17 protein-coding genes are annotated in these 17043 nt (G+C 65.6%); 14 read left to right on the top strand and 3 right to left on the bottom strand.

Annotated features, from left to right (window positions below):
* The first annotated feature begins 21 nt into the window (after nt 1-21).
* Nucleotides 22-1467 (top strand): stealth family protein, encoded by a 1446-nt coding sequence (locus MUG94_RS04175; protein WP_227908536.1) that lies wholly within the window; start codon nt 22-24, stop codon nt 1465-1467.
* Here MUG94_RS04175 and MUG94_RS04170 read toward each other — a convergent pair whose 3' ends face one another.
* The gene (locus tag MUG94_RS04170; protein WP_227908530.1) at nt 1468-2196 is read right to left on the bottom strand and encodes a FadR/GntR family transcriptional regulator; all 729 of its coding nucleotides are present in this window, start codon (nt 2194-2196) and stop codon (nt 1468-1470) included.
* A 169-nt stretch (nt 2197-2365) separates the two neighbouring features.
* Here MUG94_RS04170 and eat point away from each other — a divergent pair, with 169 nt between their 5' ends.
* The 5 genes from eat to MUG94_RS04145 all read left to right on the top strand — a co-directional run bounded on the left by eat (nt 2366) and on the right by MUG94_RS04145 (nt 8143).
* Nucleotides 2366-3799: an ethanolamine permease gene (gene eat, locus MUG94_RS04165; RefSeq protein WP_227891539.1), complete on the top strand. Its 1434-nt coding sequence runs from the start codon at nt 2366-2368 to the stop codon at nt 3797-3799.
* A gap of 125 nt (nt 3800-3924) precedes the next feature.
* The gene (locus MUG94_RS04160) at nt 3925-5262 is read left to right on the top strand and encodes a glutamine synthetase family protein (protein ID WP_227908535.1); all 1338 of its coding nucleotides are present in this window, start codon (nt 3925-3927) and stop codon (nt 5260-5262) included.
* Nucleotides 5243-5977: a gamma-glutamyl-gamma-aminobutyrate hydrolase family protein gene (locus MUG94_RS04155; RefSeq protein WP_227908529.1), complete on the top strand. Its 735-nt coding sequence runs from the start codon at nt 5243-5245 to the stop codon at nt 5975-5977. Before MUG94_RS04160 ends, MUG94_RS04155 begins: the two co-directional genes overlap by 20 nt.
* Nucleotides 5974-7341 carry an aldehyde dehydrogenase family protein gene (locus tag MUG94_RS04150; RefSeq protein WP_227908528.1) on the top strand — a complete coding sequence of 456 codons (1368 nt, stop codon included), beginning with the start codon at nt 5974-5976 and terminating at the stop codon, nt 7339-7341. Before MUG94_RS04155 ends, MUG94_RS04150 begins: the two co-directional genes overlap by 4 nt.
* Nucleotides 7342-7363: 22 nt before the next feature.
* Nucleotides 7364-8143 (top strand): 3-oxoacyl-ACP reductase, encoded by a 780-nt coding sequence (locus tag MUG94_RS04145; protein ID WP_227908527.1) that lies wholly within the window; start codon nt 7364-7366, stop codon nt 8141-8143.
* Between the two features lie 113 nt (nt 8144-8256).
* On the opposite strand, the gene MUG94_RS04140 is transcribed toward MUG94_RS04145, so the two are convergent.
* A complete protein-coding gene (locus tag MUG94_RS04140; protein WP_279324697.1) occupies nt 8257-9918 on the bottom strand; it encodes a catalase in 1662 nt (553 codons plus the stop codon).
* A 174-nt stretch (nt 9919-10092) separates the two neighbouring features.
* Between MUG94_RS04140 and MUG94_RS04135 the strand changes: the two genes are divergently transcribed.
* Entirely contained in the window at nt 10093-10530 is a 438-nt protein-coding gene (locus MUG94_RS04135; protein ID WP_227891544.1) for a pyridoxamine 5'-phosphate oxidase family protein, read from the top strand.
* 13 nt (nt 10531-10543) lie between these two features.
* Here the strand turns inward: MUG94_RS04135 and MUG94_RS04130 are convergent, their stop codons facing one another.
* Nucleotides 10544-11440 carry a phosphodiesterase gene (locus tag MUG94_RS04130; RefSeq protein WP_227891545.1) on the bottom strand — a complete coding sequence of 299 codons (897 nt, stop codon included), beginning with the start codon at nt 11438-11440 and terminating at the stop codon, nt 10544-10546.
* 238 nt (nt 11441-11678) lie between these two features.
* On the opposite strand from MUG94_RS04130, the gene MUG94_RS04125 reads away from it, so the two are divergent.
* The 7 genes from MUG94_RS04125 to MUG94_RS04095 all read left to right on the top strand — a co-directional run bounded on the left by MUG94_RS04125 (nt 11679) and on the right by MUG94_RS04095 (nt 17029).
* Nucleotides 11679-12230: a hypothetical protein gene (locus MUG94_RS04125; protein WP_341481656.1), complete on the top strand. Its 552-nt coding sequence runs from the start codon at nt 11679-11681 to the stop codon at nt 12228-12230.
* A gap of 109 nt (nt 12231-12339) precedes the next feature.
* Nucleotides 12340-12642, top strand: coding sequence for an urease subunit gamma (locus MUG94_RS04120; RefSeq protein ID WP_227891546.1), 303 nt, complete (start codon nt 12340-12342; stop codon nt 12640-12642).
* On the top strand, nt 12639-12980 hold the full coding sequence (locus tag MUG94_RS04115) for an urease subunit beta (protein ID WP_227908525.1): 342 nt from the start codon (nt 12639-12641) through the stop codon (nt 12978-12980). Before MUG94_RS04120 ends, MUG94_RS04115 begins: the two co-directional genes overlap by 4 nt.
* A 2-nt stretch (nt 12981-12982) precedes the next feature.
* Entirely contained in the window at nt 12983-14689 is a 1707-nt protein-coding gene (locus MUG94_RS04110) for an urease subunit alpha (protein ID WP_227908524.1), read from the top strand.
* A gap of 10 nt (nt 14690-14699) precedes the next feature.
* On the top strand, nt 14700-15428 hold the full coding sequence (locus tag MUG94_RS04105; protein ID WP_227908523.1) for an urease accessory protein UreF: 729 nt from the start codon (nt 14700-14702) through the stop codon (nt 15426-15428).
* A complete protein-coding gene (gene ureG, locus MUG94_RS04100; RefSeq protein WP_227908522.1) occupies nt 15421-16206 on the top strand; it encodes an urease accessory protein UreG in 786 nt (261 codons plus the stop codon). Before MUG94_RS04105 ends, ureG begins: the two co-directional genes overlap by 8 nt.
* Nucleotides 16169-17029 carry an urease accessory protein UreD gene (locus MUG94_RS04095; protein ID WP_227908521.1) on the top strand — a complete coding sequence of 287 codons (861 nt, stop codon included), beginning with the start codon at nt 16169-16171 and terminating at the stop codon, nt 17027-17029. Before ureG ends, MUG94_RS04095 begins: the two co-directional genes overlap by 38 nt.
* Nucleotides 17030-17043: the final 14 nt, after the last annotated feature.

Below are 17043 nucleotides of genomic sequence, written 5' to 3'. Positions count from 1 at the left end.
GTCAAGGGCCGCCTGACCCTGATGGATACCGGGCTGACTCCCAATCAGGCCATGGTTGAGGACCTGTTGTTTGTCCGCAAAGTCCTGGAGAACGCCGGCATCGCCTACCTGTTGGTGCGCGGGAATGACCAGCGCCCGGTGATCGCCGTGGATCTGGCACACCGACAGCAGCTTCGCCGCGCCATGGTGGACGCGTGCCGGGTAGAACCCTTCTATTCACGCAGCGTGGACACGAAAAAGACCCGCACCCTGCTGATCGCCGACGGCGAGCTCTCGCCCTCGGACAACTCCCGGATCATCCGGGTGTTCCGGCCCCGGGCTGTCAGCGGCACCAACCTGACCTTCGGCCCGTCGGCCGGTGTCCAGCTGGAGCTGTGGGACCTGACCGGCCCGGAAATCACGCTGCCCGTGGAAAACTCGCTGACCCGGCGCACCCTGCCGGCCAATGAAGTGGTCCGCGGCACCGTGGAGAAGCACGGCCTGACCTGGCCGACCATCGAAAACATGTTTGCCGACCACGCCACGGACATCGACTTTGACGTGGATCTGGTTTTCTCCTGGGTGGACGGCAGCTCGGCCGAGTACCAGGCCGCCCGCGCCGCCCGGATGAAGGACGCCGTCGTCGGCGAAGGCGATGACCACGAGGCCCGCTTCCGCCAGATCAACGAGCTCAAGTACGCCCTGCGCTCGGTCTACATGTTTGCCCCGTGGATCCGCCGGATCTTCATCGCCACGGACTCGGACCGGCCCCAATGGCTGGCCGATCATCCGTCGGTGACGTTTGTGCGCGCCGAGGAGCACTTCAAGGATCCCTCCGTCCTGCCGACCCACAACTCACAGGCGGTTGAGTCCCAGCTCCAGCACATCCCCGGCCTGGCCGAGCACTTCCTGTACTCCAACGACGATATGTTCTTCGGCCGCCCGGTGGGCCCGGACCTGTTCTTCTCCCCCGGCGGCATCACCAAGTTCATCGAAGCCAGCACCCGCATTGGCCTGGGCGCCAACGACTCCGAGCGCAGCGGCTTCGAAAACGCCGCCCGCGTGAACCGGCGGCTGCTGTGGGAGCGGTTTGGCCGCATCACCACCCGGCACCTGGAACACACTGCCGCTCCCCTGCGCAAAAGCGTCCTGCTCGAAATGGAAGCGGAGTTCCCGAACGAGTTCGCCGCCACGGCAGCTAGCACCTTCCGTGCCAAGGACAACATCTCGGTCACCAACTCGCTGTACCACTACTACGCGCTGCTCACCGGACGTGCCGTCACCCAGGAAACCGCCAAGGTGAAGTACGTGGACACCACCTCTTACGCCGGGCTGAAGACGATGGACAAGCTGCTGGCCAAGCGGAACATGGACCTGTTCTGCCTCAACGACGGCAGCTTCCCGGAAGTTCCGGCGCAGGAGCGCGCGGAACGGGTCACGGACTTCCTCGAGAAGTTCTTCCCGATCAAGGCGCCCTGGGAAAAGTAGCTAGGTCAGGAACCCGCGCAGCAACCGCGCGGTTCCTTCCAGATGGACGACGGCGGCGGCTTCGGCCGCGTCCCCGTCACCGCGCAGGATGGCGTCGGCCAGCTGACGGTGCTGCGTGTGGGAGTGGTCCAGATTGGTCTGCAGCAGGGGAATCCGGTCCAACAGGTCGCTGACCCGTGCCCTTGTGTCGGCGACGGCGGCGACCAGGCTGGGCGAGCCCGTCAACTCCGCAACTGCGATGTGGAAGCGTGAGTCCTTGGGCCGGAACGTGTCGGTGCCGGCGCCGTCCACTTCCGCCAGCATGGCAAGCAGGTGGGCGCGCGCGTCCGGTGCCAGGGTTGCTTCGGCCGCCAGCCGTGCCGCAGCGGGTTCCACCACGTTCCGGAAGAGCAGGATGTCCTCCACGTCATCGGCAGAAGCCCCCTGCCCGCGTGTCCTGGCCGGGGCGGACACCTCCGGCAGCACAGATACAGCGAACGTCCCCCCGTATCTGCCGCGGCGCGACTGGAGATATCCGGCAGTCTGCAGTTCGGCGAGCGCATCGCGCAGGGTGGCCCGTGAGACCCCGAGCTGTTCAGCCAGTTCACGCTCAGCGGGCAGCTTGGACCCGGCCGAATAAATGCCGAGCTTGAGTCCCTGGAGCAGCCGCTCCATCGTCTCTTCAAATGCGTTGCCGGTCCGGACCGGGCGCGGCACCAGCGCCACCGGGTCAAAGTGCGGCTGATTCATGTGGTGAGTCTAATCCTGAATGTCCTGAAAGCAGACCAAAGAAATTTGGCTTGCCTGAGCCCCTTGACGGATTCTCCAGCGGGCTACAGACTTGGCGACAAAATCATGGACTGAAATCAGTCCATTGGTCTCTCAGCATTGCTCCGCTCCCCTTCGAAAAGGAACCGGCATGGCAAAAAGCAGGGTCGACTACACCAAGGTAGACGCGAACTACATGGACCACCGCCAGCTCAAGCGCGGGGCGGCCGGCTGGATACTGCTGGCCGGTCTGGGCGTGGCCTACGTGATTTCCGGGGACTTCTCGGGGTGGAACCTTGGATTGGCACAGGGCGGCTGGGGCGGACTCCTGATCGCCTTTGTCCTGATGGGGATCATGTACACGTGCATGGTCTTCGGCCTCGCCGAGCTGTCTTCCACGCTGCCGACGGCGGGAGCAGGTTACGGTTTCGCCCGCCGGGCGCTCGGGCCGCTGGGAGGCTTCGCCACCGGCATGGCCGTCCTCATCGAGTACGCCGTGGCCCCCGCGGCGATTGCCACCTTCATTGGCGGCTACATCGAGGCCCTGGGACTCTTCGGCATCACGAACTCGTGGCCGGTCTACCTGGTCACCTACGCCGTCTTCATTGGCATCCACCTCCGCGGGGTGGGCGAGGCGCTAAAGCTGATGTTCGTCATCACCGCAATCGCTGTCCTGGCACTCCTGGCCACCGTGGTTGGCCTGGTCCCCAAGTTTGACGCCGCGAACCTCTTCGACATCGTGCCCTCCGACGCAGCCGGGGCCAGCGCTTTCCTTCCCATGGGGTTCGCCGGGGCCCTCGCAGCCCTGGTCTACGGCATCTGGTTCTTCCTTGCCGTTGAAGGCGTCCCATTGGCAGCCGAGGAAACCGCCGATCCCAAGAAGGACATGCCCCGGGGCATCATCGCAGCCATGGCCATCCTGCTGGTGTTCGGTGCCCTGATGCTGGTGCTGGTCCCCGGAGCCGCGGGAGCCGAGGCCATGAGCACCTCGGACAACCCCCTTCCCGAAGCCCTGCGCATCGCGTACGGCGGCAACACTTTCCTCGCCGACTTCGTGAACTACGCCGGGCTCGCCGGCCTGGTGGCCAGTTTCTTCTCCATCGTTTATGCCTACTCCCGGCAGCTGTTCGCGCTCTCCCGCGCCGGATACCTGCCCCGCTGGATGTCGCTGACCACCCGCTGGCGCACCCCGTACATGGCGCTGATCGTCCCGGGCACCATCGGCTTCCTTCTCGCAGCATTCACCAAGGACGGCGGACTGCTGATCAACATCGCCGTCTTCGGCGCCACGGTGTCCTACGTGCTGCTGAACCTTTCCCACATCGTGCTGCGCCGGAAGGAACCGGACCTGCCGCGCAGTTACCGGACACCCGGCGGAGTGTTCACCACCGGCGTCGCGCTGGTCCTGGCGGTGGTGGCCGTGATCGCCACCTTTGTCGTGGATGTGCTGGCGGCCTCCATCACAGCCGGAATCTTTGTCGCTGCTTTGGCCTACTTCTGGTTTTACAGCCGCCATCACCTGGTGGCGAGCGCTCCGGAAGAGGAATTCGCTCAGATCAGCCAGGCCGAATCCGAAATCCGATAGCCGCGGGGAACCAGACTAGCCCCGGCCTCAACAGGAATGTGGAGAGCATGACCGACCAAAGCCCCGCCAACCCCACCACAAACAACTCCGGCAAGAACAACTCCGGCAAGAACAACAACGTGAGTATGGATGACCTGCGGGAGCTCATCGCCGCCGGCACCATCGATACCGTCATTGTTGCCATCACCGACCATCTGGGCCGGCTGCAGGGCAAACGCTGCGGGGCACGGTCCTTTCTGGAGGACGTGTACCCGCACGGAGCCGAAGGCTGCAACTACCTGCTGGCCGTGGACGTGGAGATGAACACCATCGAAGGCTACGAATCATCGTCCTGGGCCAACGGCTACGGTGACCTGGTCATGCGTCCGGATCCGGACACCCTGCGGCTGGTCCCCTGGCTTCCCGGAACAGCCATGATTCAATGCGATGTGCTGAGCACAGGCGGCACGCCGCTGGCGCCGTCTCCCCGGCAGATCCTCCGCCGGCAGATCGACCGGCTGGAGTCCCTGGGCTACCGCGCCTACATCGGCACCGAACTGGAATTCCTTCTTTTCGATGACAGTTTCTCTGCCGCCTGGGACCGGGAATACACCGGGATGCGCGAGGCCAGCCGGTACAACGTTGATTATTCGCTGCTGGCAACCTCGCGGCTGGAGCCGGTGCTGCGGGCCATCCGCAACGGCATGGAGGGCGCCGGCATGGTGGTGGAATCCTCCAAGGGCGAGTGCAACTTCGGCCAGCAGGAAGTGACGTTCAGATTCGACGAGGCGCTGCGCACCTGCGACAACCATGCCTTTTACAAGAATGGTGCCAAGGAAATCGCTGATCTGCAGGGCAAGAGCGTGACGTTCATGGCCAAGTTCAATGAGCGGGAAGGAAATTCCTGCCACATTCACTTCAGTCTGCGGGACCTCAACGGCGACGATGTCCTGAGCGGGGACCGCGAGCACGGATTCAGCGATCTGATGGAGCACTTCATTGCCGGCCAGCTGGCGGCATTGAAGGAAATGACCTATTTCCTTGCCCCCAACGTCAACTCCTACAAACGTTTCGTTGAAGGCAGCTTTGCTCCCACAGCCGTTGCCTGGGGACTGGACAACCGCAGCTGCTCCCTCCGGGTGGTGGGCCACGGCGCCGGGATGAGGACGGAGAACCGGGTTGGCGGTGGAGACCTCAACCCCTACCTCGCGGCGGCTGCACTGATTGCCGGCGCCATCCACGGCATCGAGAACCGGCTGCCGCTGGAGCCCGTCACCGCCGGCAACGCGTACACCACCGATGCAGACCGGCTGCCCACCACGCTGCGCGCCTCCCGCGATCTGCTGGCCGGCAGCGAAATCGCCCGCAAGGCCTTCGGGGACGAGGTGGTGTCCCACTACGTCCACGCAGCCGACGTCGAACTCTCCGCCTTTGAAGCCGCCGTCACCGACTGGGAGCGCAAGCGTGGATTTGAACGGCTCTGACCGGATCCGTCCACTGATCGGCATCACCACCTACTATCAGTCCGCCGCCTGGGGCGTGTGGGAAGGGACGGCGGCCCTGATTCCAGGCACCTATGTGGAGGCCGTGACGGCAGCCGGCGGCAGCCCCGTGCTGCTGCCCCCTGTCGGAACCGACACCCGGATCCTGGACTCGTTGGACGGGCTGGTCACCGCAGGCGGACCCGACGTCGACCCGGCGCTCTACGGCCACGATCCGCATCCGCTCACCGTCAGCCAGCCGGTGAGGGATGCCCACGATCTGGCCCTGACCAAGGCGGCGCTGGAGGCAGGCCTGCCCCTGCTCGCCGTCTGCCGCGGCGCCCAGATTCTCAATGTTGCCCTCGGCGGCACCCTGATCCAGCACCTTCCCGACATCCGGCCTGAAGCCACCTACCAACCCGCCCCGGGGGTATTTGGGGAGGTCGCCTTCACCACCGCTCCGGACAGCATCATCGGCGCACTGCTGGGCGAGGCAGCGAGCGCCCCCTGCTACCACCATCAGGGCATCGAGGACCTCGGCCACGGGCTGCGGGTAACTGCCGTCGCACCCGAAGGCACCATCGAGGCCATCGAAACCGTCAGTCCGGGCTGGGTCTTGGGCGTGCAATTCCATCCTGAACAGAACCCCGGCGATCTGAGGATGTTCACCGGGTTCATCGCCGAGGCAGCACGCTTCAGGGAAAGGATCAGCCAGTGACAACAACTACTTCCGAATCCGTCATCAACCCGGCCACCGAAGAGGTGCTCGCCGCTGTAAGCCCGCTGTCCTTGGAAGACACCGACGAGGCAATCGCGAAAGCCGCCGGCGCCTTCGAATCCTGGCGCAGCACTGCGCCGGCGGATCGCGCACTGCTGCTGCGCCGGTTTGCTGCTGCAGTGGACGCGGATCTGGAGAACCTGGCAGCCCTCGAAGTCGCCAACGCCGGCCACACTGTCGGCAATGCCCGCTGGGAAGCCGGCAACGTCAGGGATGTCCTGAACTACTATTCCGGTGCCCCTGAGCGTCATACCGGTGCGCAGATCCCCGTGGCCGGCGGCATCGACATCACCTTCCATGAACCGCTGGGCGTGGTGGGTGTGATCGTCCCCTGGAACTTCCCCATGCCCATAGCGGCATGGGGGTTTGCTCCGGCGCTGGCCGCCGGCAACACCGTGCTGCTCAAACCCGCGGAGCTGACGCCCCTGACCGCACTGCGGCTCGGTGAACTCGCCCTCGAAGCAGGAATCCCTGAGGGCGTGCTGCAGATCCTGCCCGGAAAAGGAACGGTCATCGGCGAACGGTTTGTCACGCATCCGGCGGTCCGCAAGGTGGTGTTCACCGGGTCCACCGAGGTGGGGCGGCGGATCATGGCGGGCTGTTCGGACCAGATCAAGCGCCTCACCCTGGAACTCGGAGGCAAGAGCGCCAATATTGTGTTCGACGACGTCGACCTGGACGCAGTGGCGGCCGCCGCCCCGGCCGGGGCGTTCGACAATGCCGGACAGGATTGCTGCGCCCGCTCCCGTGTACTGGTGCAGGAGAGCGTCTTTGACCGCTTCCTGGAACTGCTTGAGCCACATATCAAAGCTTGGGAGGTGGGCGACCCTCTCCGGGAGTCCACCCTGATGGGGCCGCTGATCTCCGCAGCCCAGCAGGAGCGGGTGGCCGGCTTCGTGAGCGAGGGCGAAGTTGCCTTCCGCGGACAAACACCAGACGGGCCGGGTTTCTGGTTTCCGCCCACCGTCCTGACGCCGGCGCCGGGCAGCCGGGTTCTCCGGGAGGAGATTTTCGGCCCGGTCCTGGCCGTTGTTCCGTTTAGGGACGAAGCTGACGCGGTCCGGATAGCCAATGACTCCGACTACGGGCTTTCCGGTTCCATCTGGACCAATGACCTGGGCCGCGCCCTGCGGGTTGCCCGCGGAGTGGAAGCAGGCAACCTGTCAGTGAACTCGCACTCCTCAGTTCGCTACTCCACTCCTTTTGGCGGTTTCAAGCACTCCGGGCTGGGCCGGGAGCTGGGACCGGATGCCCTTGATGCCTTCACCGAAACAAAGAACGTCTTCATTGCCACCGGCCGGTAGCGGCCCCGTTGGAAGGAAAACCATGCCTGAAGTGGTCTCGAACCGGCTCCAAGGACGCACTGCTGTCATTACAGGAGGAGGCAGCGGCATCGGGCTGGCCAGTGCCCGGCGGCTGGCCGCCGAGGGAGCGCACGTGGTGGTGGCCGACAACGATCCTGCGGCCGGCAAGGCGGCCGCCGATGAAGTGGGCGGACTCTTCGTGCCGGTGGACGTCACCTCCGAGGAAGAGGTCAGGACCCTCTACGACATCACCCGGGACACCTACGGGCGGGTGGACATCGCCTTCAACAATGCGGGGATTTCCCCGCCGGAGGACGCGTCCATCCTCTCCACCGGCATCGACGCGTGGCGCAAGGTGCAGGACGTAAACCTCACCTCGGTTTACTACTGCTGCAAGTACGCCCTGCCGCACATGCTCGATGCCGGCAAGGGGTCCATCATCAACACCGCGTCCTTCGTGGCGGTGATGGGCGCAGCCACCTCCCAGATTTCCTACAGTGCGTCCAAGGGCGGGGTCCTGGCCATGAGCCGCGAACTCGGCGTCGAATTCGCCCGCCGGGGCGTGCGGGTCAACGCGCTGTGCCCGGGACCGGTGAACACTCCCCTGCTCCGGGACCTTTTTGCCCGGGATCCGGAACGCGCGGCCCGGCGGCTGGTCCACGTTCCCCTGGGCCGCTTCGCTGAACCGGAGGAAATTGCCGCGGCTGTCGCGTTCCTGGCCAGCGACGATTCGTCCTTCATGACCGCGTCCACCTTCCTGGTGGACGGCGGCATCTCGGGCGCCTACGTAACGCCCGTCTAACCGGGTTCCGGGTCACCCCGGAGAAGCAAGCCCAACAACGACGACGGCGGCCCCCACTTCAGGTGAGCGCCGCCGTCGTCGTGCTGCTTGGGCCCTGCGGACCGCTGCCGCAGTTAGCGGGTGACCACCACGTGTTCATTGGGAACGCAGTGCGTCATGGTGAGGCCTTCCACGTTGCGGGGGCCGTTATGGCCCAGGTTCTTCATCCGCTCGCTTTCTTCCTCATTGAGGGTCTGCGTGGCCAGGGGGCCAAGATCCTTGACCTCGTCCAGGCTGATGCCCAGGCCCTCACCGACGCGGGCGCCCAGCTCGTCGTCGCACATGTAGAAGTGCCAGAGCATCCGCTCCTGCACCGGGCGGACCGCTTCGCCGATATTGGCCACGAAGTTCGCCACCAGGTCGTCCTTCTCCCACTGCTCCATCAGCTGGTAGCGCTGCCCGGCCTGCATGTAGTCATTCGTACGCGGCAGGCGGGCACGGATCAGACGGCCTTCAAGCTCCGGGCCCAGCTCGGACGGCGCGGTCTTCGGTGCTTCCTGCAGCCCGCCGGTGATGTTCGGCTCGTAGTTCACGTGCGGGTTCTGGCCCGGCGCGAGGTCGGTGCCGAAAGACATCTGGCCGCCGCGCTGGTTGGTGGCAACAGGGGCGTTCTTCGCGGAGTTCACCGGAAGCTGCAGATAGTTCGGTCCCACGCGGTAGCGCTGCGTGTCCGAATAGCTGAAGGTCCGGCCCACCAGCATCTTGTCATCGGAGAACTCCAGGCCGTCCACCAGCACGCCGGTGCCGAAGGCGATCTGCTCGTTTTCATTGTGGTGGTCGGTGACGTTGCGGTTCAGCGTCATGGTGCCCACGTACTTGGGCTCAAACACCTGCTCCGGCCAGGTCTTGGTGTCATCCAGCGGATCGAAGTCCAGTTCCGGATGGTCGTTGTCATCCATCAGCTGCACGTACAGGTCCCACTGGGGGTAGTCGCCGCGCTCAATGGCCTCGTACAGGTCCTTGGAGGCGTGGCCGAGGTCGTTGGCCTGGATGTTCGCGGCGTCTTCCTCGGTCAGTGACTTCACGCCCTGCTTCGGCAGCCAGTGGTACTTGACCAGCTTGGACTCGCCCTGGGCGTTGACCCAGCGGTAGGTGTTCACGCCGAAGCCCTGCATGTGGCGGTAGTCCGCAGGGATGCCGCGCGGGCTGAAGAGGTTCACCAGCATGTGCATGGACTCCGGGGTCTGGGACATAAAGTCGAAGATCCGGGCCGGTTCCTGGCGGAAGGTGACGGGGTCGGGCTTCAGGGAGTGAATAACATCCGGGAACTTGATGGCGTCGCGGATGAAGAACACACCCAGGTTGTTGCCCACCAGGTCCCAGTTACCGTCTTCGGTGTAGAACTTGATCGCGAAGCCGCGGGGGTCGCGTGCCGCCTCAGAAGAGTCACGTCCGCCGATCACGGAGGAGAAGCGGATGGCGACGTCGGTCTTCTTCCCTGGCTCGGAGAAGAGCTTGGCCCGGGTGTACTTGGCAATGGGCTCGTCGCCCCATTTTCCGGTTGCCTCGAATTCTCCATAGGCCACGAAACCGCGGGCGTGGACTACGCGCTCCGGGATCCGCTCGCGGTCGAAGTGGCTGATCTTTTCCAGGAGCTGGTAATTCTCCAGTGTGGCCGGGCCGCGGGCTCCCACGGTGCGGGTGTTCTGGTTGTCATACACCGGGTGGCCCTGCCGGGTGGTCAGGTGCTGTTGGACGGTGTCTCGGCCTTCGCCGTCGACGGGGTTCGTGCTCACTGCGTCTGTCATCACGTTCTCTCTGTGTGGAGGTCTGTGGGTCGAGGTCAGGTCCTGCATGACCAGGGTAAAAACTTTTTCCACCTCCACTCTTATTGTGCGCCGCATCACGCGTCAAGCTCGGTTCGGAGCCCCGCAGTGGCGGCAACGGCCTCCCCTTGGCAGACTGGGGCCATGACTACCGAAGAACGGCCGCCCATTGTCGAGTTAAGTCCTGAGCAGTGCTGGAAGTATCTGGAGAAAACCTTCCACGGACGTCTGGCGGTGAGTGTGGCCAACCGGCCGAGCATTTATCCGCTGAATTACTATGCGCACGACGGCGTCATCCTGTTCCGCACCAGCCCCGGCACCAAGCTCGCCGAGCTGACCGTAAACGACCATGTGGCGTTCGAGGCGGACGGAATCCTCAGTGACCAAGCCTGGTCCGTGGTGGTCCATGGCACCACGCGCCTCTTGGAGACGCAGAGCGAGATCGACGCCGCGGACGAGCTCCCGTTGCAGCCGTGGGTGCGGACCCTGAAGTACCGTTACGTGGAGATCCAGCCGGAAACCATCACGGGCAGGTTCTTCAACCTGGGTCGGGAACCGGAACGGTACCCCGAGGAGATCTGACCCGCGGCCGGTACTAGGCGGAAGCCAGCTGCTGGGCGTCCAGGATCCGGACGCCCGCCGCGGCGAGACGGCGGCGGGTTTCTGCCTCGTCCACACGTTCGCCGACGGTCCGGTCCTCCTCCAGCGGCACCACCGAATGCACCACCGAGTCCTCATAGACGTGCACCATGTTGTAAGCCTGCCCGGCGTCCTGGCCGCGGCTCCCCGGAGTGGTGAGGTCCTGCGTGTAACAGGTTGCCGACGCCACGGATACGGGAATCCCTGCGAACGTGGCAAACGTTGAGTAGTGCAGGTGCCCGGCGATGATGGACCGGACATCGGTCCCCGCCAGTGCCGCTGCAAGATCCTGCTGATGGCGCAGCTCCACCAGGACGGTCAGGTCCTGGACACTGGGCACCGGCGGATGGTGCAAAGCCAGAATCGTGCCGTCCGGCGCCGGCGTTTTCAGCACCTTCCGCAGCCAGTCCAGCTGGGCTCCGCTCAGCTCCCCGTGATGGTAGCCGGGCACGGTGGAATCCAGGGTGATGATCCGCAGGCCGTTGACCATGTAGACGCGGTCCACCGGTGCCATGTCAGGTGCTTCGCCCAGCAAGGCGGCTTTGAGGTTCTCCCGGTTGTCATGGTTTCCCATGGCCCAGATCAGCTTGGCCCCGATGCGCTCCGCAAAGGGTGCCACGATGTCGCGGAGTTTAATGTAGGCCTGAGGCTCACCCTTGTCGGCCAGGTCACCGGTGAACACAATGGCCTCGGGTTTTTGTCCGGACGTTTCCAGCTTGGCGAAGAGCTCCTTGAGCTTGGCCTGGCTGTCCACTGCTCCGTAGAGCGGATCGGCGCCGGCCACCAGGTGGGTGTCGCTGAGATGAAGAATGAAATGTCGCGGCCGGGGGTGTTCGGCCGGGAGGAAATCCATAAGGACCTTCTTGTGTCGACAGCTGCTGCGTTCCTTCTCTTCCATCAAACCAGAGTTTCCAGTTGAGGGTGAACCTCACGAGGCGTGTTCTCCCCCCGCGTAGTGCAGGTAACTGACGGCCGCAGGAGTACCGGGGACCCGCCTGCCGCCGGGACCAAGTTGAATTGTCTGCTCTGGCGCACTGCCGCCGGCGCCCGTAGGCTCGGGGGATGTCAGTGACTTCACGGGAGGACCCCTCATGAGAATCAGCCACATTCCGCTGCGCCTGACCACCGGCGCGTACATCCTTAACTCCGGCCTGGGCAAGCGCAACTTGGACGAGGAAAGCGCAGCCGGCCTGCAGCAGATGGCCGCCAATGCCTTTCCCCAGGTCATGGACGTTGACGCGGCCAGGTTTGGCAAACTGCTGAGCGCTGCGGAGATCGCCGTGGGCCTGACCCTGCTGACACCGTTTGTGCCCAGCAGGTTGGCGGGCCTGGTGCTCGGAGCCTTCTCCGGCGGCATGGTGACCATGTATTTGAAGACTCCCGGACTGACGGAAGAAGACGGAATCCGGCCCACCGCGCAGGGCACGCCGTTGGCCAAGGACGTTTGGATGGCGGGGATTGCCGCGTCCCTGATCCTGGACCGCAAAAACCGGACCAAGGTCAAAGAGGTCACCAAGGTCAAAGAAGTGAAGGTTCCGGCCCCGGTCAAAGCGGGCGCTGCTGCCGTGGCCGTCAAGGCGGCCAAAGACCTCAAGCACCATAAGGGCCACAAAGACGACAAGGACAGCAAAAAGTCGAAGTAACCCCGTGGTGCCCGGCCCGATGAGCCAGCTGGCTGCCGGCCGGGCACCACGCGCAGGTAATACGTAATACGCAACACATCGGAAACATGGCGGTGGCACACTCGGCCACATGTTTCTCACCCCTTCGGATACGGACAAGCTCCTGCTGAGCGTTGCCGGCATGGTGGCGCGTGACCGACGTTCGCGCGGCGTCCTCCTTAACTATCCCGAAGCCGTCGCCCTGATCTCCTGTTGGGTGATGGAACGGGCACGCGAGGGCGGGCTGGTGGCCGACCTCATGAGCCAGGGCCGCAGTGTCCTCACGCGCAGCGACGTCATGGAGGGTGTTCCGGAAATGATTCCGGACCTCCAAATCGAGGCGACCTTTCCCGACGGCCGCAAGCTCGTCACCATCACGGATCCGATTTCATGAGCGGCCTCATTCCGGGAGAGATCCGCACCGCCCCGGGAAACCATGACATCAACACCGGCCGGGAGACGCGCGTCCTCGTCGTCACCAACGACGGCGACCGGCCCGTCCAGATTGGCTCCCACTTCCACTTCGCCGATGTGAACACGGCGCTGGACTTTGACCGGACGGCCGCCGTCGGCTTCCGGCTGGGAGTTCCCGCCGGCACCGCCGTGCGCTTTGAACCCGGTGCCTCCCGCGAAGTCATGCTCGTCCGCCTGGCCGGAACCGGCACCGTGCCCGGCCTTCAAATCCACGACGGCGGCTCCTCCTCCGCGCACGCTCCCGGAACGGAGTCCTGAAGATGCAGATCACCCGGCACGACTACGCACACCTGTACGGGCCAACGGTCGGAGACTCCGTCCGCCTCGGGGACACCGATCTGTGGATCAGCCCGGAAAGGGACTACACCTTCGGCGGCGACGAATCGGTCTTCGGCGGCGGCAAGAACATCCGCGAATCGATGGCCCAGTCCACCCGCACTTCCGCCGAGGGTGCCCCGGACCTGATCATCACGAATGTGCTCATCGTGGACCACTGGGGCATTGTCCGGGCCGACGTCGGAGTCAGGGACGGGCGCATCGCCGGCATCGGCAAGGCCGGCAACCCGGACATCATGAACAACATCGAGCCGGCCCTGGTGATCGGGCCCGGCACCGAAGTCATTGCCGGTGAAGGCAAAATCCTGACCGCCGGCGGAATCGACACCCATGTGCACCTGCTTGGCACCGATGCCCTGCGCGAAGCCCTGGCCTCCGGCATCACCACAGTGGGCGGCGGCGGCACCGGACCGGCAGAGGGCTCCAAGGCCACCACCGTCACCCCCGGAGCGTGGAATCTGCAGGTGATGCACCGCGCGCTGGACACCTTGCCGATGAACTTCCTGCTCTACGGCAAGGGCAACACCGTATCCCAGGCCGCCCTGGCGGAACAGGCCCTCGCCGGCGCGGCCGGCTACAAGGTTCATGAAGACTGGGGCTCCACCCCGGCCGCCATCGACGCGGCGCTGACCGCCGCAGACCGCTGGGGCGTGCAGGTGGCGCTGCATGCCGATTCCCTCAACGAGGCCGGCTACGTGCAGGACACCCTGGCTGCCATCAAGGGCCGCGGCATCCACATCTTCCATGCCGAGGGGGCCGGCGGCGGACACGCCCCGGACATCATCACGGTGGCCTCGGCCGCCAACGTGCTGCCGGCATCGACCAATCCCACGCTGCCGTTCACGGTCAACACCGTGGCCGAACACCTGGACATGCTGATGGTCTGCCATCACCTGAATCCCCGCATCCCCGAGGACCTGGCCTTCGCCGAGTCACGGATCCGCGCCAACACCATGATGGCCGAAGACGTGCTGCAGGACCTGGGTGCAATGTCCATCACCTCCTCCGACGCGCAGGCAATGGGCCGGATCGGCGAGACCATCACCCGCACCTGGCAGGTGGCGCACGTGATGAAGGACTACATGGGGGCCACGGAATCGTCCCTGCCGGCGGACAACGAACGTGTCCGCCGGTACATCGCCAAATACACCATCTGCCCGGCGGTGGCCCACGGCATTGACCATGAAGTCGGGTCCATCGAGGTGGGCAAGATGGCGGATCTGGTGCTGTGGAATCCCGCATTCTTCGGCATCCGCCCCTCCCTGGTGATCAAGGGCGGAGCCATTGTGGCGGGGCAGATGGGCGACCCCAATGCCTCCCTGCCCACACCCCAGCCTGTCTGGATGCGCGAGGCCCTGGCAGGCCGGGCTTCCTCGGCGCCGCACCTGTCCACATCCTTCGTGGCGCAGGCTGCCCTGGACGACGGCCTGGCGGAGCGGCTGGGCCTGGTGCGGAAGCTGACCGCCATCCGCTCCACGCGGGACGTGACGAAGGCTTCCCTGCCGAACAACACTGCGCTTCCGGACATCAAAGTGAATCCGGAAACCTTCCTGGTCAGCATCGACGGACAGGTCATTGAGCCCGCGCCCGCCTCGGAGCTGCCCCTGACCCAGCGCTACTCCCTGTTTTGAGGCGGGAAGCATGACATCTTCCCGGCACGGCCCAAACGTCGGAGAATCGGTCATTGCCGCGTACCTGCTGGCCGATTCCCGGCTCCCCTCTGGCGCATACTCGCATTCAGCGGGCTTGGAACCGGCGGTGATAGCGGGGCTGCAGGTGGACGGCGTCTACCCGTACCTGATCTCCCGGCTGCAGACCGTGGGCCGGATGGAAACCGTAGCAGCGGTACTGGCGCACCGCCGTGCCCGCGAGCTCGGCACGGTGACCGGAGAGCACGACGGCGGCGCCCCCGGCTTTGCGGCCCTGGAGGCAGCGCTTGACGCCCGGACGCCGTCGGCCGCCCAGCGCGAAGCCTCCCGCCGGCTCGGCCGGGGAATGCTGCGGCTGGCAGCCACGCTCAAACCCGGGGACCCCGCCGTCGCCGCCCTGAAACGGGAGGCGCCGCGCCCGCACCGCCCGGTGGCCTTGGGCGTGGCCGCCCATGCCCTGGGCGTGGGGGAAGCGGCGCTTGCCAGGTTGTGCTGTTACGACGACGCCCAATCGGTGGTGGCTGCCGCCCTGAAACTGCTGCCCATCGACCCGATGTCCGCCACCGCTTGGATCCTGGACGCCGAGCCGCAGATCAACGCCGTCGCTGGCGACGCCCTGCACGCCAACGGCCTGGATGACCTTCCCGCGCTCAGCGCTCCCCTGATGGAGCACTGGGCTGAAGACCACACCGAAAGAACAAGGAGATTGTTCGTTGCCTGAGAACACCGCATTCACCGATAAAACCACCGCGTCACCCCTGTCCGATCCGAACCGTTCGCTGCGCCTGGGCGTCGCCGGACCCGTGGGAACGGGCAAGAGCTCGCTGATCGCGACCATCTGCCGGGCCATGTCCGGCGAGCTGTCCATCGGTGTCATCACCAACGACATCTACACGGATGAGGACGCCCGGTTCCTGCGCTCGGCCGGGGTACTCCCCGCGGAACGCATCCGTGCCGTGGAAACCGGTGCCTGCCCGCATACCGCCATCCGTGACGATGTCACCACCAACCTGCTCGCGGTGGAAGACCTGGAAGCGGACTTTGCCCCGCTCGATCTGGTGCTGGTGGAAAGCGGCGGCGACAACCTCACCGCCACCTTCTCCCCCGCCCTGGTGGACGCGCAGATCTTTGTGCTGGACGTGGCCGGCGGCGGCGACGTGGCCCGCAAGGGCGGTCCCGGCATCGCCCGGGCGGACCTGCTGGTCATCAACAAGATCGATCTGGCTCCCCATGTGGACGTCGATGTGGACCTGATGGTCGCTGACGCCACGGCGGCCCGCGAAGGCGGTCCGGTGCTGGCCCTGTCCCGCAAGCAGCAGAACACCATCGATGACCTCAGCGCCTGGGTCCGCTCCATGGTTTCCCTGCACCGCACCGGTTCCCACACTCCTCAGGATCCCGGACCGATGGCGCCGCATTTCCACGCCGATGAGGACGGCGACGGCGGCTTCTTCCACACCCATGACGAGGAGCCGGACACTGTCCCTCACCGCCACTAAACCCTCCTCCGGCACCGGCATGCCGCGGCCGCGCCCCACTCGCATTTCCGTGGAGCGCGCCGGGGACCGGGCACGGTTCTCAGTGCTGGACCAAGGCCTGTATCTGGCTCCGCGGCCGGTCAACGGCACCACGGATCCGCTGCATCTGCGCGTAGCCCTGATTGGCATCCACATGATGCTCCTGGGCGGTGACGACGTGCGGATCGAGATCACGGTGGGTCCCGGGGTCACTCTGGAAGTGGTGGAACCTGCGGGCCAGGTGGCGTACGACGCCGATTTGGTGCCGTCCCGCTGGTCGCTGGACGCGGAGCTGGGCGAGGACTCGTCCCTGATCTGGGACGGCGCCTCCTTTGTGGCTGCCGCCGGATCAAATGTGCAGCGGCACACCCGGTTGCATCTTGCCGCCGGAGCTCGGGCCCTGGTCCGCGAGACGCTGGTTCTGGGCCGCAGCGGCGAGCACGGCGGCATGCTGCGCAGCGTCACCCGTGCCGCCGGACCGGACGGAGACATCCTCTACGAAGACCTGGACCTCACCGGAGCGCGGGAGCGCGCCGTCGGGATCCTCGGGGACGCCAAGATCGTGGCCAGTGCGACGGCGGTGGGCTGGCGCCCCGGCGCCCAGCCCGTCCCAGCGCCCCAGCCCGTCCCAACCGCGGAGAGCGCGGGTGCCGACGCCGCCGGTGCCCGCGGATCATCCCGGGTGCGGCGGTTCGATCTGGCGGCCCCGGGTGCGGTGGCCCGGAGTCTCGGTGCCCAGGCGCATGCTGCGGACCGTGAGGCGGGAGCAATGTTTGCGGCGTGGCGGGCCGAGTTGACGGGTTAACCCGTCCGGCGCGC

Origin of the sequence: Arthrobacter gengyunqii (assembly GCF_023022985.1) — a bacterium.
In the GTDB taxonomy this organism is placed as follows: Bacteria; Actinomycetota; Actinomycetes; order Actinomycetales; family Micrococcaceae; genus Arthrobacter_B; species Arthrobacter_B gengyunqii.
Note: the sequence above shows the minus strand (reverse complement) of the source record. Positions and strands in the feature narration are given on the sequence as shown.